This window comes from Alkalimonas delamerensis, assembly GCF_030717955.1.
Taxonomy (GTDB): Bacteria; Pseudomonadota; Gammaproteobacteria; order Enterobacterales; family Alteromonadaceae; genus Alkalimonas; species Alkalimonas delamerensis.
The window spans coordinates 247,545-266,085 of record NZ_JAUZVY010000005.1; the positions used below are offsets into that span (position 1 = coordinate 247,545).

Annotated in this window: 21 protein-coding genes; 10 read left to right on the forward strand and 11 right to left on the reverse strand. The window is 55.0% G+C overall.

Translation table 11 applies throughout. The features are described 5' to 3' along the window. Window positions 1-21: 21 nt before the first annotated feature. The 4 genes from Q3O59_RS12845 (at window position 22) to Q3O59_RS12860 (ending at window position 6,036) form a co-directional block, all read left to right on the forward strand. Window positions 22-2,649 (forward strand): S8 family serine peptidase, encoded by a 2,628-nt coding sequence (locus tag Q3O59_RS12845; protein ID WP_305945954.1) that lies wholly within the window; start codon window positions 22-24, stop codon window positions 2,647-2,649. After that, window positions 2,646-4,337 carry an NAD-dependent malic enzyme gene (locus tag Q3O59_RS12850; RefSeq protein WP_305945955.1) on the forward strand — a complete coding sequence of 564 codons (1,692 nt, stop codon included), beginning with the start codon at window positions 2,646-2,648 and terminating at the stop codon, window positions 4,335-4,337. Before Q3O59_RS12845 ends, Q3O59_RS12850 begins: the two co-directional genes overlap by 4 nt. 28 nt (window positions 4,338-4,365) lie before the next feature. Further along, window positions 4,366-4,854, forward strand: coding sequence for a hypothetical protein (locus Q3O59_RS12855; RefSeq protein WP_305945956.1), 489 nt, complete (start codon window positions 4,366-4,368; stop codon window positions 4,852-4,854). Between the two features lie 87 nt (window positions 4,855-4,941). Continuing rightward, window positions 4,942-6,036 (forward strand): serine hydrolase domain-containing protein, encoded by a 1,095-nt coding sequence (locus tag Q3O59_RS12860; protein WP_305945957.1) that lies wholly within the window; start codon window positions 4,942-4,944, stop codon window positions 6,034-6,036. Here Q3O59_RS12860 and Q3O59_RS12865 read toward each other — a convergent pair. Together Q3O59_RS12865 and Q3O59_RS12870 are read right to left on the reverse strand one after the other, a co-directional pair. Beyond that, entirely contained in the window at window positions 6,033-6,449 is a 417-nt protein-coding gene (locus Q3O59_RS12865; protein ID WP_228592197.1) for a DUF3429 domain-containing protein, read from the reverse strand. The two genes, Q3O59_RS12860 and Q3O59_RS12865, sit on opposite strands and share 4 nt — an antisense overlap. A gap of 49 nt (window positions 6,450-6,498) precedes the next feature. Beyond that, window positions 6,499-7,341 carry a putative RNA methyltransferase gene (locus Q3O59_RS12870; protein WP_305945958.1) on the reverse strand — a complete coding sequence of 281 codons (843 nt, stop codon included), beginning with the start codon at window positions 7,339-7,341 and terminating at the stop codon, window positions 6,499-6,501. 100 nt (window positions 7,342-7,441) lie between these two features. On the opposite strand from Q3O59_RS12870, the gene Q3O59_RS12875 reads away from it, so the two are divergent. From Q3O59_RS12875 to Q3O59_RS12895, 5 genes are all read left to right on the forward strand, one after another. Next, window positions 7,442-7,768: a DUF440 family protein gene (locus Q3O59_RS12875; protein ID WP_305945959.1), complete on the forward strand. Its 327-nt coding sequence runs from the start codon at window positions 7,442-7,444 to the stop codon at window positions 7,766-7,768. A gap of 85 nt (window positions 7,769-7,853) precedes the next feature. Beyond that, on the forward strand, window positions 7,854-8,399 hold the full coding sequence (locus Q3O59_RS12880; RefSeq protein WP_305945960.1) for a hydrolase: 546 nt from the start codon (window positions 7,854-7,856) through the stop codon (window positions 8,397-8,399). An 87-nt stretch (window positions 8,400-8,486) separates the two neighbouring features. Further along, window positions 8,487-9,128 (forward strand): energy transducer TonB, encoded by a 642-nt coding sequence (locus Q3O59_RS12885; protein ID WP_305945961.1) that lies wholly within the window; start codon window positions 8,487-8,489, stop codon window positions 9,126-9,128. A gap of 34 nt (window positions 9,129-9,162) precedes the next feature. Then, window positions 9,163-9,723, forward strand: coding sequence for an RNA polymerase sigma factor (locus Q3O59_RS12890; RefSeq protein WP_305945962.1), 561 nt, complete (start codon window positions 9,163-9,165; stop codon window positions 9,721-9,723). Beyond that, on the forward strand, window positions 9,716-10,369 hold the full coding sequence (locus Q3O59_RS12895; RefSeq protein WP_305945963.1) for a hypothetical protein: 654 nt from the start codon (window positions 9,716-9,718) through the stop codon (window positions 10,367-10,369). The genes Q3O59_RS12890 and Q3O59_RS12895 overlap by 8 nt, the downstream gene beginning before the upstream one ends. Here the strand turns inward: Q3O59_RS12895 and Q3O59_RS12900 are convergent. Both Q3O59_RS12900 and Q3O59_RS12905 read right to left on the reverse strand, forming a co-directional pair. Next, window positions 10,366-11,160 carry a S1/P1 nuclease gene (locus tag Q3O59_RS12900; RefSeq protein ID WP_305945964.1) on the reverse strand — a complete coding sequence of 265 codons (795 nt, stop codon included), beginning with the start codon at window positions 11,158-11,160 and terminating at the stop codon, window positions 10,366-10,368. The genes Q3O59_RS12895 and Q3O59_RS12900 overlap by 4 nt on opposite strands. A 4-nt stretch (window positions 11,161-11,164) precedes the next feature. Then, the gene (locus tag Q3O59_RS12905) at window positions 11,165-12,016 is read right to left on the reverse strand and encodes a 23S rRNA (adenine(2030)-N(6))-methyltransferase RlmJ (RefSeq protein WP_305945965.1); all 852 of its coding nucleotides are present in this window, start codon (window positions 12,014-12,016) and stop codon (window positions 11,165-11,167) included. A 102-nt stretch (window positions 12,017-12,118) separates the two neighbouring features. Here Q3O59_RS12905 and Q3O59_RS12910 point away from each other — a divergent pair, with 102 nt between their 5' ends. Then, window positions 12,119-13,027 (forward strand): tRNA/rRNA methyltransferase, encoded by a 909-nt coding sequence (locus tag Q3O59_RS12910; RefSeq protein WP_305945966.1) that lies wholly within the window; start codon window positions 12,119-12,121, stop codon window positions 13,025-13,027. 29 nt (window positions 13,028-13,056) lie between these two features. On the opposite strand, the gene Q3O59_RS12915 is transcribed toward Q3O59_RS12910, so the two are convergent. From Q3O59_RS12915 to Q3O59_RS12945, 7 genes are all read right to left on the reverse strand, one after another. Further along, window positions 13,057-14,283: a sugar phosphate nucleotidyltransferase gene (locus Q3O59_RS12915; protein WP_305945967.1), complete on the reverse strand. Its 1,227-nt coding sequence runs from the start codon at window positions 14,281-14,283 to the stop codon at window positions 13,057-13,059. A 196-nt stretch (window positions 14,284-14,479) separates the two neighbouring features. Further along, window positions 14,480-14,725, reverse strand: a complete 246-nt coding sequence (locus Q3O59_RS12920) for a DUF1653 domain-containing protein (RefSeq protein ID WP_305945968.1) — start codon at window positions 14,723-14,725, stop codon at window positions 14,480-14,482. Beyond that, on the reverse strand, window positions 14,709-15,137 hold the full coding sequence (gene ruvX, locus Q3O59_RS12925; RefSeq protein WP_305945969.1) for a Holliday junction resolvase RuvX: 429 nt from the start codon (window positions 15,135-15,137) through the stop codon (window positions 14,709-14,711). Before ruvX ends, Q3O59_RS12920 begins: the two co-directional genes overlap by 17 nt. Beyond that, window positions 15,137-15,694, reverse strand: coding sequence for a YqgE/AlgH family protein (locus tag Q3O59_RS12930; protein WP_305945970.1), 558 nt, complete (start codon window positions 15,692-15,694; stop codon window positions 15,137-15,139). Before Q3O59_RS12930 ends, ruvX begins: the two co-directional genes overlap by 1 nt. Before the next feature lie 10 nt (window positions 15,695-15,704). Continuing rightward, window positions 15,705-16,670, reverse strand: coding sequence for a glutathione synthase (gene gshB, locus Q3O59_RS12935; RefSeq protein ID WP_305945971.1), 966 nt, complete (start codon window positions 16,668-16,670; stop codon window positions 15,705-15,707). Window positions 16,671-16,677: 7 nt separating this feature from the next. Continuing rightward, entirely contained in the window at window positions 16,678-17,403 is a 726-nt protein-coding gene (gene rsmE, locus Q3O59_RS12940; protein WP_305945972.1) for a 16S rRNA (uracil(1498)-N(3))-methyltransferase, read from the reverse strand. Window positions 17,404-17,511: 108 nt separating this feature from the next. Further along, complete coding sequence (locus Q3O59_RS12945; RefSeq protein ID WP_305945973.1) at window positions 17,512-18,504, reverse strand: PEP-CTERM sorting domain-containing protein; 993 nt, start codon at window positions 18,502-18,504, stop codon at window positions 17,512-17,514. Window positions 18,505-18,541 lie beyond the last annotated feature (37 nt).

The window sequence follows — 18,541 nt, forward strand, 5'->3', positions numbered from 1 at the left end:
ACAAAGTGGGCGCTTGCCATCATGGGACTCTTGACCGGGCTCTTGCCGGTACTGGCTGAGCCGGTGCATCACCCGGATCGGCTTATTGTGACCTTGCAGGCCACTGAGCAGAGCCAGCAATTGCAATCGGTAAAGCGCCTGAGCAACTTGCAGCCAGTGGCGCAACAAGTCAGGCATTTCAGTCAGTTGCGCGATAAGGCTGTGGTGCACCGGCGGCCGGAGCAAAGTCTGGTGCAGCTGAAATCCCAGTTGTTGGCGTTGCCCTCGGTTCGCGCTGTTGAACTGGATTACAAAGTCCGTAAAACCCAGCAGCCCAATGATTCCCTCTATTCGCAGCAGTGGCACCTGCAAGCCTTACCGGGTATCCAGGCAGAGCAAGCCTGGGCAAGCACCACCGGCAGCGCCGATTTGGTAGTCGCCGTTATCGACAGTGGTGTTGATTACAACCACCCGGATCTGGTGGCCAATATCTGGAACAACCCGCTGGAACAGGAAAATGGCCAGGACGATAGCGGCAATGGCTACATTGATGATGTGCGCGGTATTGATACCGCCAACAATACTTCGGACCCGATGGACTTTGACGGCCATGGTACCCTGGTCGCCGGTATTATTGCCGCCGCCGGTAACAACGGTCAGGGCGTTGCCGGCGTCAATTGGCAGTTGCAAATTTTGCCCTGCAAATTTTTGGATGAACTGGGGGAAGGGTTTACCAGCGACGCCATCGAGTGCCTGGATTACATTCTGGATTTAAAAGTCAATCATGGCATCCCTATTGTCGCGACCAACAACTCCTGGGGCTCGCCAACCTTTTCACAGGCGCTTTACCAGGCGGTGCAAAAGCACCATGAGGCCGGTATTTTATTTGTCGCCAGTGCCGGCAACAGCGGCAGCAACCTCCCTTTTTATCCGGCTGCTTTTGATTTGCCCAATGTGATCAGTGTGGCTGCCCATGATGATGAGGGGCAACTGGCCAGCTTCAGCAACTTTGGGCGGGGCCATGTTAGCTTGTCTGCCCCCGGCGTCGGTATCCTCAGCACCTACATTCAGGAAGATGCCGCCAGTGAGGAGGCGGCCTATGCGTTTTCATCCGGTACCTCGATGGCGGCTCCGGTTGTCTCAGGTCTGGCAGCACTGCTTAAAGCGGCCCGGCCAGAGCTGGATGCCCAGGGACTGAAGCACCATTTGCTGGTCGGTGGCGCCAGTGCCATCGACGACAAAGTTGAGCGGTATACCATGACCGGCCGAATGGCGCTGGCATCCGATGGCCAGCAGGGAGCCTTTGAGTGCCGTTCGCAGCAACTGCTGCGACGGCTAGCCCCCTCCAACGACATTGTCTACCTGACCGCGGACAGCTGGCTCGATATTAGGGTATTGGCCATCAATTGCCTTGGGCCGGAGCCGCTGGCTGCAATTGAAATTGCAGAGCGCGAAGACGCAATTGTGCTCAATGATGCGGGTTTGGCTGAGGATGCCTTTGCTGGTGATGGCATTCACAGTGGTCGTTGGCACTTTGATGGCAGCCCTGCTACCTTGCTGTTTCCCGATGGCGCGGTTCAGGTGGAGGTTCAGCAAGTGGATTTCTGCTCTGAACAAGCCGTGACCGGGATCCCTCGTCGCAGCTGCGACGCTCTGGTGGCCTTGTTTTATCAGACCGAAGGTCCCGGCTGGTTTGACCGCAGCGGTTGGTTGCAGCACGCCAATGTTTGCGACTGGCAAGGCCTGACCTGCCGTCAGGGCGAACTGGTGGCCCTGGAGCTTCCCAGCAACAATCTGACCGGCGACTTGGTGTTGGACTATGCTGCTTTCCCAGCACTTGAAAGGCTGGACTTCACCGGCAACAGCCTGACCGGAGCACTGCACAGCAGCATTGAAGCCGCCAGTCGATTGCAGCAGCTGGAGCTAGCTGGCAATGGCTTGACCGGTCCCATTCCGGCCAGTCTTGGCCAGCTGAGCGATTTGCAACAGCTGGTGCTGGCAGACAACAGCTTTGGCGGTAGCTTGCCTTCGGCGCTTAGCCAATTGAGCCAGTTGCGCTGGCTGGATCTGTCGCAGACCAATGTGCAGGGCACTTTACCCAGCAGTCTGACTCAATTGACGCAATTAGTCAGTTTCAATTACAGCGACACCCGTTTATGCGAGCCGCGTAACAGCGCTTATTACCAGTGGCTGCAGGCCATCGACTTTTTAGCGGTGAATCAGGATTGCCCGAATCAGGCACCGGTTGTCAGTGCCGGAGCCAATCGCAGTGTGGCTTCAGCCAGCCAGGTGCAGTTGCAGGGGACAGCCAGCGACGCCGATGGTGAAATGCTGCAGTACCAATGGGAGCAAATTGGAGGGCCTGCGGTGCAGTTAAACAGCGCTACCAGCTTACAAACCAGCTTTACCAGTCCGACGCTCATGCAAAGCCGGACCTTAACCTTCCGACTGACTGCCAGTGATTTGCGTACCAGCAGCAGCGATACCGTCACCATTACCGTGCAGCCTCAGCCTCAGGTAGCACCGAGTCCGAGCTCATCCGGTGGCGCCCTGGTCTGGTTATTGCCACTTTGCTTGCTGCTGTTGATTGGCCGCTGGTGGCGCGATGGGGTATACTTCGCCGCCATCCACTATCAGGCTCCCTCTCAGGGTAAGGAACTGCAGTTATGACGACCCGAACCAAAGGTCCGCTCTATATTCCCTATGCCGGCCCGGCTCTGCTGGAAACGCCGCTGCTCAATAAAGGCAGTGCCTTCAGTAAAGAAGAGCGTGAGGCCTTTAACCTGACCGGTTTGCTGCCGCCTCGCTACGAAAGCATTGAAGAGCAAGTCAAACGTGCTTACATGCAATACGCCAGTTTCGAAAACACCATCAACAAGCACATTTACCTGCGGGCGATTCAGGATAAAAATGAAACCCTGTTCTTCCGTTTGGTGCAGGAGCATTTGCCGGAAATGTTGCCGATTATCTACACCCCCACGGTCGGTGATGCCTGTGAAAAATTTTCCGATATTTACCGCAGCAAGCGCGGCTTGTTCGTCTCGTACGAAGAGCGTGATCAGCTGGATGCCATCTTACGCAATGCCACCAAACCCAAGGTGAAAGTCATTGTCGTCACCGATGGGGAGCGGGTGCTTGGCCTGGGCGATCAGGGCATTGGTGGCATGGGCATTTCCATCGGTAAGTTGTCGCTGTACACCGCTTGTGGTGGCATCAGCCCGGCTTATACCTTGCCCGTGGTGCTGGATGTTGGCACCAACAATGAAAAGTTACTGCAGGACCCGATGTACATGGGGGCCCGCCACAAGCGCATCGGCCAGGCCGAGTACGACGCCTTTGTCGAACAGTTTATGCAGGCGGTGTACAAACGCTGGCCCGATGTGATGGTGCAGTTTGAAGATTTCGCCCAGCCGAACGCCATGCCCATTTTGCAGCGTTACCGCGAGCGCTACTGCTGCTTTAACGACGATATTCAGGGCACAGCGGCTGTCACGGTTGGCTCCTTGTTGGCGGCTTGCCGGGCCAAAGGGCAGCAGCTTTGTGAGCAAAAAGTGGTCTTTGTTGGAGCGGGTTCAGCCGGCTGTGGTATCGCCGAGCAAGTCATTACCCAGATGATGGCAGAAGGTTTAAGTGACGAGGAAGCGCGCCGCCGCATTTACATGGTGGATCGTTTTGGTTTGCTGAGCGAAGGCATGACCGATTTGCGTGACTTTCAACAAAAACTGGTGCAATCCAAAGCCGCATTAAGCAGCTGGAATTACAGCGGCGACTTTGCCTCCTTACTGGATGTGATGCACTGCGCCGAGCCTACGGTGCTGATTGGCGTCTCTGGTCAACCCGGCCTATTCAGCGAACAGGTGGTGCGGGCCATGCACAAAGGCTGCAAAACGCCGGTCATTTTCCCGTTAAGCAATCCGTCGCGCCAAGTGGAGGCCACACCGGAGCAGGTGATAGCCTGGACCGAAGGCGATGTGATTATTGCCACCGGCAGTCCCTTTCAACCGGTGCAGTATCAGGGCAACAGCTACCCCATTGCGCAGTGCAACAACAGCTATATTTTCCCGGGCATTGGGCTGGGGGTGATTGCGGTTAAGGCCAGGCGCATTAGCGATGAAATGCTGATGGCGGCCAGCGAAACTCTGGCTGCGGCCTCGCCACTTGCCAATACCGGCCAGGGCGAGTTGTTGCCATCGCTCACGGCGTTGTCGGAGCTGAGCAAGCGCATTGCCTTTGCCGTTGGCAAGGTAGCCCAACAGCAAGGGCTGGCACTTGAAATCAGCGACAATCAATTGCAGGATAATATCGAAGCCAACTTCTGGCGGCCAGAGTACCGCCAGTACAAGCGCATCAGCTTTTAATCCGAGACTAAAACCGAAGGAGGTTCTGATGAAAGCATTGTGGTATCCGATAACCCTGATTGGCTTACTGGGCCTGAGCCCGCTGCACAGCGCGGAGTTGCCAGCCAGCAACCAGTGGTTACTCGAAGCCGACTCGGATGAAGAACGTTTTGCCCGGATCGAAAAGATGTTCGCCGGTTTTTCCGGGGCCATGGCCGAAGTTGGGGCGCGTTATCAGCATAGTTTTGATGCCATTGTCGATGGCAACTACGCTTTGGCGTCTTACCACTGGGACAAACTGGGAGCGGCCATGGAACTGGGCTATTTCCGTCGTCCGGGCCGGGCGGCCAATTCACAGGCGATGTTTTTGCAAACGGCCTGGCCGGAGCTGACCAAGGCTTTGGCTGCAGGCGATGCCAAAGCCATAGAACGCAGCTTTTTGCAGGCGCGCGGTGCCTGCATGGCATGTCATGCCGCCGAGCAAGTGCCCTTTATGAATGACCAGCCGCTGTTTCGCGCGACGGCAGAGTTTCCCTAAACCATGGTTCACAGGCTAAGACTCCTGATCGCAAGCCTGGGCTTGGCACTGCTGAGCCCGATGCTGTTGGCCGCTCCTGTAACTGACGTGGCGGACTATTTTGATCGCCATTTTGAGCAGCAGCTGGCGGAGCATCAGATCCCGGGTGGGGTGTACGCCATTGTCGAAGGCAATCAGATCGTCAGAATTCGCGGCGTGGGAGTGCGTGCCCGTGGCTCCAGCGATCCGGTCGACCCTTTTACTCTGTTTCGTATCGCTTCGGTTTCCAAAACCTTTGCCGCTGGTTTGGCGGCTGTGCTGGCGGAGCAAGGCTACTTCAACTGGGATGATCCGGTGATCCATTATGTGCCGGACTTTTCGTTTCGCTCGGCCCGTTACAGCAAAGCCTTGCAGGTCGAGCATTTGTTGGCTCAAACCACTGGTGTCATGCCCAATGCCTACGACAACATGATTGAAGCCAATGTGCTGCCTGAGCGTATTTTGCCGCACTTTCGTCAGCTCGATCCAATGTGTACCCCAGGCCAGTGTTATGGCTATCAAAATGTGCTGTTTAGTTTGATTGAACCCATAGTGCAGCAAACCACGCAAAAAGATTACGCCACCCTGATGCAGGAGCTTATTTTTGATCCCTTGCAGATGCCAACCGCTTCGGTTGGTATGGAGCCTTTTATGGCCACCGAAAACAAAGCCATGCCGCATGTAAGGGCGCGAGGTGGCTGGTATCAGAGCACGGTACTTCCCACCTATTATCGGTTTGCGCCGGCGGCCGGTATCAATGCCAGTGCAATGGATTTAAGCCATTGGGTGATGGCTCAGCTGGGCCATTATCCGGATGTGATGCCAGAGCACGTGTTGGCCACCATCACCGACAAGCGGGTACGGACTGTGCGGGATCTAAGGCGTGGCCACTGGCGGCAGTTTATCCGTGATGCGCATTATGCGCTGGGCTGGCGGGTGTATCAGTTTGGTGACGAAGAGCTGGTTTACCACGGTGGCTGGGTGCGGGGGTTTCGGGCCGATGTGGCCTATTCGCGTGATCGTCAGGTGGGGCTGGTAATTTTGCTGAACGCCGAGAGCAACATTGTCAGCGAGCTCAGCACCTTCTTTTGGTCAAGAGTCTTTGATGCCATCCAGTTGGCAGAAACCGAGCAGCTGAGTGAGCTGCTCACCTCTGAAGATTAACCGCTAAAAATAGCGCCAATAATCAGTGCCGGCAAGATGGCGGCGGTCAGGACGCCGCGCAGCTGCCGGTACCAGGCCGGCATCAAGCTAGGTGGTTTTTGGTATTCGCGCAACCAGACCCAGCCAAAGCCAGCAGCCAGCACAATCAGCGCCGGTTGGTAGGGCGAAATAAAGGCCAGCCAGCCCAGCAGCGCCGGTACCACACTGAAGACATAACTGCGACCGGCCTGGGTCTGATCCGGCTCTTGCATCGCCATGCCCCAATGCACGGCTCCCAGAAAGCTCAGAATCACAGCGCCATAGCCAATCAGCGAAACCAACGCCAGCTGACTTTGCGGCCACATCAATACCGCAGCCAGGCTCAGGTAAAAAGGTAAGATTCCGGCAAAGCCTAAAAGACGGGGGGTGCTCACATCTTGCTCCTGTTTCGTTGCATGGTACTGACTACGATGGTGATGACCATTAGGATCCATACTGGTAGCTATCAATATAGAAATCGACCTGCAGTTGCGTCAAGCTCTGACAAAGTTGTTGCTTGCGCTCGTCATTCAGCTTCCAGCCCAAGGGAGTCATCTCCAGTAAGCTGAGCCAGCTTGGTGCGCCCAGCTGCTCCAGCATAAAAGAACAACGCTGACGATCTTGATGCTGCATGCCATTCAACTCGGGGATACGGTCGCTGTGCAGTCGGACGCTATCATAGATCGCTTGTTTAAATTGCAGCAAGTGGTTTGGGGCGGCGGTCACCAACAGCAGCTGGCCACCAGAGCGTAGGCAGCGTTTGACTTCATCCAGCTCAAAGGGCGCGCACAACACCAGCATGGCATCAAAGCGGGCATCCTGGTAGGGCAGAGCTTTGGCGCTGGCGACGCTAAAGGCAATCTCTGGGTAGCGTTTGGCGGCCAGTTGAATGGCGCTTTTGGAAATATCCATGCCAGCGATCGCTGTCTCGGGCAGCGCTTGCTTCAGGCAACCGCTGTAATAGCCCTCACCACAGCCGGAGTCCAGCAGCGAGCTGGGCTTTAAATGCTGCAGCTGTTCAACCAGACACTGCACCAGCGGTTGATAGGCGCCGGATTGCAAAAACTGCCGGCGCTGCTGCAACATGGCTTTGCTGTCGCCCGGTTGTTTCGAGTTTTTGTGCTGCACCGGCAACAGATTGAGGTAGCCTTCTTTGGCCACATCAAAGTGATGCCGGTTCACGCAACGATAGGAACTTTGTCTTGGCTCACTTGGTTCAGGGGTAAGCGGCTCTGTGCAAAGTGGGCAGCGGTACAAAGAGCTGGCGTCAGGCTGAGTGCAGGTCATCGGGTTTATCGAAGCAATAACAATGCGCCTATAGTATCAGGCTGTGTCTTGGTGGGAAACTTGCTATCATAGCGTTAGCGAAATTCTTTGGAACATCATCATGTCAGATAACATACAGTGGTCGCTGGATGAGCTGTGCGACCATGCCTTTGATATCTTTGAAGAGCTGGCCTCCGACAACCTGAGCGCGGCCGATTATACCGAGTACCAACAGCAGCATCTGAGCCGCGGTTTTGTCGATTTAAAAACACCCGACGACAGCTGGGAAGAGTTGTATCCGGTGGCACTTGCCGATGGCGATTACGTTGAAGCCTGGATTGGCTTAGCGGCCGAGAGCGGTGAAGCCGACAAGGTACTGGCCCGCTTGCTGCTGAATAAAGACAAAGACGAATCCGAGTGCTTTGCCCAGTGGCGCGGTCAGAGTTAAAGCCCAAAGATTTCTTAGACCAAGGTCTGCTGGCAAAAAGCGGCTCACTTTGTCAGGATGAACGCCTTGCTGCAAGGAGAACGTTATGCTGATAAACCGCGATCAAAGTCTGGTGCTGCTGATTGATATTCAGCAGCGGCTGGCACCGGCCATTGCCGATGGCCGTGAGGTGGAAAATTCAGCGGCCTGGGTGCTGCAAGTTGCGCTGCAGCTTGAAGTGCCGATTGTGGCGACCGAGCAATACCCGGCCGGTTTAGGCCATACGGTGCCGGTCCTGGCGGAGCTGTTGCCCGATGATGCGGTGCTGGAAAAAATGCATTTCAGTGCCTACAAAGAAACGGCTGTCCGCCAACGGCTGGTTGAACTGGAGCGCCAACAGCTGATTCTGTTGGGGACCGAGGCCCATGTGTGTGTGCTGCAAACGGCTTTGGATTGCATTGCAGCCGGTTATCAGGTTTATCTGGTTGACGATGCGGTGGGCTCACGCGATCCCATCCATAAACAACAAGCCCTTAACCGGCTGCAGCAAGCTGGTGCTGTGATCATTAATCGTGAAATGTTGGCTTTTGAGTGGTTGGAATGTGCCGGAACCGATACCTTCAAACGCATTCATCAGGGCTGGATCCGTTAGAGCCTTGGATAAATAGTCTAAAAAAATTTAACCCTGCATAAGCTCCTGCATCGTCTAACTACTACAAGCACGATACAGGAGTTGTTTATGGAAAGCACACACCCAGCTGCATGGTCCACCTTGCCTCTGACGCGCCTGGTCAGTAGCGCTTTAACGGCTGCCACTGTTACCTTTGCTTTATTTGTGATGATGCACCAATTGGTGAAAGCGCCGACGGCTGCCCGGCCGGAGCCGACACCTGTGCCGCCAGTCAGGGTTTACCAAACACCGGATGACACACCAACCATTACACGTCCAAGATTAACGCCTCCACCCGAGCTGGTGCAGCCTGAAAGGATGTCGCTCAGCAGCGAGCCGGTTGATACGGGTTTGGACATGACGCCGGGAGTCCGGCTTCAGTTGGATGGGTTGCACAGCGAGCCAGTCGTTCAGTCCGGGTTAGGAATTCGCGATGCTGCGGCAACCCCCATGGTACGGGTTGAGCCACGTTACCCGGTTGAGGCGGCACGACAAGGGATCTCCGGTTGGGTGCAACTGCGTTTCTCGGTGGATGAAAGCGGCCAGGTGCAAGATGTCGAAGTAATAGCCGCTGAGCCTGCGACCATCTTTAATCGTGAAGCGATGCGCGCTCTGCGGCGCTGGCGCTATCAGCCTAAGCTGGTGGATGGCCGTGCTGTTCGCCAAACCAATCTCCAGGTCCAGCTCGATTTTACGCTGGATGCCAACTAAGCTGAAAATACAGACTGGTAAGAGGAGTGTGCCTATGCTGTCGATCCCCCTGAGCTGGGCTGGCACCTTATGTCCGGATCAACTGATGCAGCACTATCAGAAGACGGGTGCCTCGAAATGGCTGGATGGTTTGATTCAACATTGCGGTGATGATCTTTACCACTTTATTCTGCGTCAGTCCGATCCAGCTCTGGCGCAGGATATCTGCCAGCAAACCTGGTTGAAAGTGATGGAGAAACGACACAGTTTCCGGGCAGATAGCCGCTTTAAAACCTGGCTGTTCAGTATTGCCCGAAACGCCTTGTTGGATGAATTAAAACGGCAGCAGCGTTGGCAATCACTGATTTGCCCAGATGAGTTAGCACACCCAGAGTCGCAGGGTTTAGCTGTTTGTCCGGTTGCGCGGCAGCAACGGTTTGAGCAGGCATTGCGACTGTTGCCTTTCCTGCAGCGTGAGGCATTGATGTTGCAGCTGGAGGGCTTTTCGGTGGGACAAATTTCGAGTATTACCAACGAATTGGACGAAACCGTGAAAAGCCGGCTGCGCTATGCCCGTCGTTTTTTGCAAGCGCGCCTGGGAGAGCACAATGAATAAGCCTACATCTTCAGAGTGTGACGAGATGCAGTCGTTGTACCAACAGGCGAAACAAAAGCATAGGATGCCTGCTGCTTTGAAGCGTCAACTGCTGGCCGAATGCGAAGCCAGGGACAAGCGGCCTGCCAGCTGGAGTAGCTGGTGGCAACTTTCTCAGCTGGTGGTGGGCTGCGCTGCCATGCTGCTGTTGCTCAGTTGGATGCCATGGTCACCCACCTCAGACTTCTACCAGATTGAGTTGGCGGCAAGTTCGGATTACCGACAGGTGCAGTACCACCGGTTGGCAGAGCCCAGATCGGTGCTCACTCAGCAGGCAGCTCGTGAGGATCGGTTGCAGCAACTGTGGCAGCGTCAGCAAGAACAGTTACAGCGAGGCCAAGCCATTCATACCCGAACGGCGCTTTTGCAGCAGCATGAGAGCAGCTGGCAATTGACGATGTGCGATGAATTGCAATTGAATCTGAGCAAGGAGCTGGTGGCTCAATTGCAGCTGGGACAAAGCATCCAGCCTTACGGCTCACAATGGGTGGAGTTGGAGCTGGCGTCAACGGGGCAGGTGTTGGCAATTCGGGCTACTGAGCAGGTGTTGCATTGCCCGCAAAACAAGGCGGGCAGGGCATTGTTTGGGTCTGGTTTGGCAGGTTAATTGATCTCAGCCTCTGGCCAAAGTTGCTGCAGCAACCAGGCGAGCCTCGCAGCAGCTTGCAGCAGCCGGGTTTCAATGGTGTTCTGGTGGCGCAGCGCATAGCGCTCATCCAAATGCTTGCCCGGCACATGCTCGGCATAGATTTGCTTGACGATTTGGACCGACTCGTTGGCCCAGTCCAGCACATCGCCTTGCTGCCACTGCTGAAGATTGCTGTCGTTGAGCCGAGGCCGTAGCCGGTCGATGCTGGCCTGATAATCGCGAAAGCCCAGTTGCAGCAGGATGCTGGTATCCCAGATGCCGTGCAGGTTGCGGACTTCCCCCATAAAGATCACACCGGTGTCGTTGCCGCCGCGATCAAAATCGTAGCCGACATGCAGTGGCTGGTGCAGATCGCCGACAAAATGGCTGAGAAATTTCAGCGATTCGGCGGCTTTGGCCGATTCGCTGTCTTGCTGCAACAAGGCAAAGTGGTGCTGGATGGCCGACAGCACGCAGCCATAATCCGGGCAGTGCTCCATGGTAATGACCTGGTCGTCCCGGCCAATATTGACGTAATGATGGGGCCGTGCGAAGTCGTACTGCTCTTGTCCACGCAGTCGATCGGCCCAGACGCAGGCCGGCGCAAAACTGTCGAACTCTGTGTGTGCCAGCAGGGCATCCACCCGGCTTTGCTGTGCCGGGCTTAACTGTTCATAGGCCAAATCACAAATCATCCGGTGGCCAATCTGGCCGAATGCCAGGCTGGCGCCGGAAAATAGCAACACAAAAAGTGCCAATAAAATACGCATGGGTTTATGCCTCCGCAATTAATTGAGTCACCTGGGCTGGGCCTGCATCCCCCAATTGCTGTTGCAGCCAGGGCAGAAAGGCCCGGCATTGCTCGGCCAGCAGATAGGGCGGGTTGATCACCAGCATGCCACTGCCGGTCATGCCAAAGCCCTCGCTGTCGGCTTTGGGGCACCACTCAATACGCAGCAAGTTGCTAACCGGCAAAGCTGCTATTTGTTGCACAAAGTGTTCGACATGGCGGCGGTCTATCACCGGATACCAGATGGCATAGCAGCCATTGGCAAATCGTTTTAAGGCTTGGGTTAAGCCTTGGACCACATCGTCGTACTCGTGGCTGAGTTCATAGGGCGGGTCGATCAGCACCAGGCCGCGTCTGGCCAGTGGTGGCAGCATGGCTTTGATGCCCGCCCAGGCGTCCATTTTTTCAATCCGGCAGTGTTTACGCTTTGCCAGATGCTGTGACAGCAGCGAGAAGTCACTGGGGTGCAGCTCGGTCAGTTGCAGTGAGTCCTGTGGGCGCAGCAACTGAGCCGCTATTGACGGCGAACCGGGGTAAAACTCCAGTTCACCATCGGCGTTTAAGTGCTGCACCAGCCGCAAGTAATGACCGGCCGGTCCGTCTTCCAGCGCGGTCGGCAAAGGCTGGTTGAACAAAACCCCAATGCCACTTTGGTATTCGCCGGTCTTGCTGGCGTGCTCAGAGCTAAGGCTGTAAAACCCGGCGCCAGAGTGGGTGTCGTGGTAACAAAACGGCTTCTCTTTGCGTTTGAGGTAATCCAGAATGGCTATCTGCACCAGATGTTTAAGCACATCGGCAAAGTTGCCTGCATGAAAGCTATGGCGGTAACTAAGCATAACAAAGCGCCGTCAGAAAAAGGGGCAACAGCATACTCTGTTCTGGTTCTTTTGTCATGCCAGCTGCTACAATACCGTTTTTTATGCATCGCAAGGTTGTTTATGTCCGGCGCCCCCTCTTCCAAACGTCCTGCTGCCCGCCCAAACCGGGCAAAGAGCGCAAAACCCTGGGCCGATAAATCCAGCAAACAAGCCTCTCCAAAAGCCAAGCGGCCTTCTCAGCCAGCTGCCGCCAGAACAGCGAAAGCAGCGCCAGAGCGGGTAGTATCGCCGAGAGCGGCCGAGCAAAAAATTTATGGTGAAAAAGCCTGTCAGGTGCTGTTTGCCAGACGACCGGAAGCCATTATCCGGCTCTATCTGAATCCGCAGCAGGCACCGAAATGTGCGGTCATGATGAAGTATCTGGCCAAAGCCAAAAAAGCCTACCACCTGGTGGAGGATGCCGAGCTGGATAAACTGGCTGGCAGTCAGCACCATGGCGGCATGGTGATGCTGGTGCAGCAGCCCGAGTCGCTGAGTCTGCACCGTTACCTTCGCCAGCAAAAGGATGTGGCAAGCGACTTGATCCTGGCGATGGATGGGGTTAGTAACCCGCACAACCTGGGGGCTATAGTGCGCAGTTGCGCCCACTTTGGCATCAAAGCGGTGCTGTTGCCTGAATCGCAGCCGCTCTATTCCGGTTCGGCGGTGCGTACCGCAGCCGGAGGGGCTGAGTTTGTCCAGGCGGTGCATTGTGAAAAGTTGCCCGAAGCCTTGCAGCGATGTCGACAAGCCGGGTATCAGCTGATGAGCACTTCCAGTCACCAGGGCGAGTCCCTGTACCAAACAACTTTGCCGGCCAAGGCTGTGATGGTGTTTGGTGAGGAGATGTTCGGAGTGTCCAAAGATGTCGCGCGCCAAGCGGATAAACTGCTGCGCATCCCCGGAACCAACCAGGTTGAGTCGCTGAATGTCAGTGTGGCTGTGGCGTTGATTTTGGGCGAGTGGTACCGCCAGCACGCATCCGTTTAGTCTGCCGCTCTAAGCTGCCCTCAGCTGTTTTAGTGCAGCGCATCCAACCGCTGCACGCCGGGCTGCCCGGCACTGACAATCACCAGTCCCGAGGGCAAGCGTTGATAGCTTTGACTATCCAGCCCTGCATTGAAACCAATGTGGCTGTTCGGTGCCAACACACACTGTTCAGTCAGCAGAACCCGCTTTAATTGACAGCCTGCCCCAACATGGCAATGACCCATCAACACACAGTCTTCGAGCTCGGCACCGGCCTCGATGCGGCAGTGGCTGCCAATCACCGAATGACGGATGCTGCACGCTGAGAGCTCACAACCGGCACCGATCAAGCTGCCTTGAATGCTGCTTTGTGCAGAGCCGGCGACATAGCTTGGAGCGACCGGCTCTTTGCCAAAGATGGGCCAGTGTTCGTTGTGCAGCCGGACTGCCGGGTTTGGCCCCAGCAAATCCATATGCGCCTGGAAAAATGCATCCTGGGTCCCGACATCGCGCCAGTATGGCTTGGTTTCCCCGGGGATCAGGTGACTGGAAAAATCATAAAGGTACACAGGCTCATGCCGGTACAGATTGGGGATGATGTCGTTGCCAAAATCATGACTGGATAATGGCTGCTCAGCATCGTCCAGCAAGGCGTTAAATAAACACGAGCGATTAAACAAGTAATTGCCCATGGAGACCAGCACCATGCCATTGGCATCGGCCAGGTGGCGGATTTTTTCTATGGAGGGTTTCTCGTAAAAAGCCGTCAGACGCTGCTGGTCATCCATCGCCAATACCCCAAACTGCGATGCCAGCGTCAGTGGTACCGGCATGGCTGCTAGGGTCATGCAGGCATCTTTTGCCAGGTGAAATTCCAGCATCGGACGAAAATCCATCTTGTAAACGTGGTCGGCGCTTAGCACCAGCAGGTGGGTCGCTAAGCTGTGTTCCAGTTGCTGCAACTGCTGGTAAATGGCTCCTGCGGTGCCTTGCAATTGTGTATCCCGGGTTTTCACCAGGTGCATATCGGCCGGGCAGCGGTGTTTGGACCACTGATGGTGCAGGTAATGGTGCAAGCCATCGACCTGATACTGACCCAGCACCCAAATTTCATCGCACTCGGAATTAATGCAGTTGCTGACCACAAAGTCGATCACCCGGTAGTGGCCGGCAAAGGCAATGGCGGGTTTGGCACAACTGGCGGTTAGAGGGCGAAGGCGGTTGCCTTGTCCCCCTGCCAGAATGACACAGCTTAACCTTGGATGTTGTGTTGCCATAATGGATGTCGCCGTAGGATTCGCTGATACCGAGACTAACAGGTATAGCAAAAAATGGCGTTTTTGCTTTGCGCTGGATCAGATATTTTGATGGTATTTTGTACAGATCTTGGTGGGGAGCTGGAAGCCATTGTTTTTATTGCTGCGACAACAACGGTTATTCGAATCGGTGTCAATGAATGGAGCTGCTGCAATGCTAGGCTGGCAACGTCTGACCCAGGTAGCGAAAGCGGGGCTGTTCAGTGCCCTCAATATTGACTTGCTGACAAAACATCGCCAAAGGGCGAGCCCAAAGCCCACCATCGCCGTAAAGAGGCCGGTAAATCACCAGCCATTCTTCGGTTTCACTGTGCCGTGCAACGTCCAGCACTTGATAGTAGTGTCCTTTGTAATGCTGGTAGTAACCGGGTTTGAGCAGGGGATTGTCAGGCTTTGTTTTCATACCAGCTCTCAAAAATTATCGCCGCCGAGACGCTGTCCACTTTGTCTTTGCTCAGGTTGCGAAAACCGCCTTCGGCAAACAGCTGCTGTCTGGCATCGGCGGTGGTCAGGCGTTCGTCGTGCAGCTCAACCGGTAAGCCGAAGCGGCCATGCAGCCGGTTGGCAAACTTGCGGGTACGGACGGTAAAGTCTTGCTCAGTGCCATCCATATTCAGCGGCAGGCCCACCAGCAGCAGATCCGGTTGCCATTCACTGAGTAGCTTTTCTATCTGGCTCCAGTCTGGGATCCCATCGCGGGCTTTTAAAGCCGGCAACAGGCTGGCACTGCCGGTCAACTCCTGACCAATGGCAACGCCAATGCTTTTGGTGCCGTAGTCAAAGCTGAGAACGGAGCGGTGTTTGGACTGGCTCATCAGGCATGCCCTGCATCACCGGTGAGCTGCCAGGCTTCAATGCCCATTTTTTTGGTGGCAGCCTCCCATTTGTAGGCGTGCGCCATATCAAAAATGATGGCGGGATCGGCGGGGATCACCAGCCAGGAGTTGTCAGCGATTTCCTGTTCCAGCTGACCTGCAACCCAGCCGGCGTAGCCCAGTGCCAGCAGAAATTTTTCCGGGCCTTCCGGTGTGGTCAGGCGCTGCAAGATATCTTTGGAAGTGGTGATCATCAGCGCATCATCCAGTGTCATGCTGCTCATGTAGCCAGCTTGGGCACTGTGCAGCACAAAGCCGCGATCGGCCTGCACCGGGCCACCGGCGCACACCGCACGCTCGGCAATCGGGTTGTTGGCATCGTACTCGATATCAAGCTGCTGCAGCAGATCGCCAATGGTGGCTTTGAGCGGGTGATTGATCACAATGCCCATGGCACCTTCGTCATTGTGTTCGCAAATGTAAGTGACACTGCGATGAAAAAACGGATCCTGCAGGGATGGCATGGCGATTAAAAAGTGGTGCTCAAAGCTACTCATGGCGAACTCCTTAAGCTGGCTTGCGACTGTCAATCTGTTGCTCAATGGCGTCAAACAGCAAGCTGGTAATTTGCACCGGTGCTTCGGCTTCAATTTCCCGCACACAGGTTGGGCTGGTGACATTGATTTCAGTCAGTTTATCACCAATGACATCCAGGCCGACAAAAATCAGGCCTTTGGCTTTCAAGGTCGGTCCAACCGCTTCAGCGATGACTCTGTCACTGTCGCTCAGCGGTCGGACTTCGCCCCGACCACCGGCCGCCAGGTTACCACGGGTTTCCCCTTGCGCCGGGATCCGGGCCAGCACATAAGGCACCGGCTCGCCATTGATCATCAAAATGCGTTTATCCCCATCTTTGATGGCGGGAATAAAGGTCTGTGCCATGGCGTAACGGCTGTTGTGGGCGGTCAGTGTTTCCAGCACCACACCGACATTGGGATCATCGGCTTTTAAGCGAAATATCGAAGCGCCACCCATGCCATCGAGCGGTTTAATGATCACATCCTGATGCTGCTGCCAGAATGCTTTTAGGCGTGCGCTGTTACGGCTGACCAGGGTGGTGGGGGTGAGTTCACTGAACCAGCTGGTATAGAGCTTTTCATTGGCATCGCGCAGGCTCTGCGGCTTGTTGACGATCAGGGTGCCTTGTTGCTCTGCCAACTCCAGCATGTAGGTGGCATAAATGTACTCGGTATCAAAGGGGGGATCTTTACGCATCAGCACGACATCCAGCTCAGCCAGCGCAATATCCTGCTCTTGACCAAACTGGTACCAGTTGGTTGGATCCTCTTCGACCATGAGCAATCGGCTTCTGGCGCGGGCCTGCCCTTCCAGCAGGTACAAGTCCGCCATCTCCATGTAATGAATGGTGTAGCCACGGCGCTGGGCCTCCAGCAGCATGGCAAAGCTGGTGTCTTTTTTGATGGTGATGTCCGCAATGGGATCCATCACGATGCCTAGTATGGGTGCAGTCATAGCTTCCTCAGGCGAGATCGCCAAATTGCAGCTGCAAGGCGCTGATGGCCGTGAGTGCTGCGGTTTCGGTACGAAGGACCCGGGGACCAAGTTGAATTCCCTGGTAGCCAGCAGCAGTGGCCGCAGTCATTTCCGGGTCGCTAAAGCCACCTTCCGGGCCTATCATCAGCCGGATTTTGTTGCAGGGGGCCAATGTCTTAATGGTGTCTTTTGCCCAGGGATGCAAGGTGAGCTTGAGATCTTTTGTCGGCTCTGCCAGCCAGGAGGGCAATGTTTGAGCCGGCAGCACCTGAGGCACCATGCTTCGACCGGATTGCTCACAGGCAGAGTACACGATTTTTTGCCATTGCAGCTGTTTTTTTTCCAGCCGTTCGCCGTCCAGCTTAACACCGCAGCGTTCTGAAAACAGTGGCGTGATGGCACTGACGCCCAATTCCACGGCTTTTTGAATGGCAAAGTCCATCCGATCGCCCCGCGAAATCACTTGTCCCAGATGCAACCAAAGCCCGGATTCGGTTGGGTTAGGCTGCTGCGAAGTGATCTCAACCCGAACCGATTTTTTGCTGCTGGCAAGAATGTTGGCTTGGTAGTTGTGGCCATCGCCATTAAAGAGTTGCAGGACGTCACCTGCTTGCATCCGCAAAACGCGACCGACATGCGCGGCAGCCTCATCGGGCAGCTCGAGCTCTGTCAGGTTTAAGGGTTGATCAACAAAAATCCGTGGAATTCGCATTGCCTGCCATCGCTAAAAAAACCTGAAGCTATGGTATCAATTTGCAGCTCAATCCCAAAGAAAAACCCGCCGAAGCGGGTTTTGATGGGGCTGTAAAAAAATCCGACTTTAGCGACGGTATAAACGCAGTGCCAGTAAGCCTACAGCTAAAATAGCCAAGGTAGCAGGAGCAGGCACCTCGTTCGGTCCTGTTGGATCCAAGGCATAAATTTGAAAGTGGGAAATATCTTGTCCTACACCTTGTGAGTTCATAAATACCGAGCTGGTGTCGAAGCCGCCGGTAAAAGTATATGGACGCAGGCCAAAACCGACCGTGGATGGATCTATCTCCAGGCTATCAAGGGTAAAGTTGTACGTGATTAGGTCGGTACCGCTTTTGAAGACCAAAGCAAACTGGGTAAAGTAGTTGGTGCCAATAATGGGCGCTATCGCTTCCGGGACATCAAAGAATGGATTTAAAAACCATGAACCGTAGCTGCAACCGGTCGCTCCACAAGTCATACCAAAATCCACCAGTAAACCAGCATTGATGCCGTTTTCTCCACCAATCATGGCGTATTCAGTGGCTCCAGCACAGGTTGATTTGTTACCCTCTAGGTCGTAGCACTCATTCATTTCCTGCTTGCCAAGGTAAATCCAGCCCGGATCAACGGGGTTGTTGGGATCTTGCAAGCCTTGCAGCTCTGGTTTGAATGCACCATCTTTCCACCACTCATTTAACCCGCTGGTTAAGGTTTCATCGGCTTGGCCACCGGTTTGTAGGGCGCCATTGAATAAGCCATCGCCAGCATAGCCAAGGTTCAGCGACGGGGTTGGGTTGGTGTTGCCACTGTAGGCACCTAAACAACCTGCAGCATACCGGATGGTGTTGTTTTCGTTGACGAACTCATTTTCGTTGGCACCATACTGTTTGCTGCTGGTGACCCAGGCGTTGCTGGTATTGCCTGCAAAACTGCTGTCTCCAGCATCAAAACATTGGATGGTTGAGCTTAATGCAAGCCAGGGGGTGAGCAATAAGCTCAATGCTGCGGCACGTACAAATCCTTTGATACGCATGTTACACCTCAAATCAAACTGTGGGGCTAAAGTTGCATTAATCAATGCAATTAAGATGCCGCTAAATTAATACTAAGTTTAT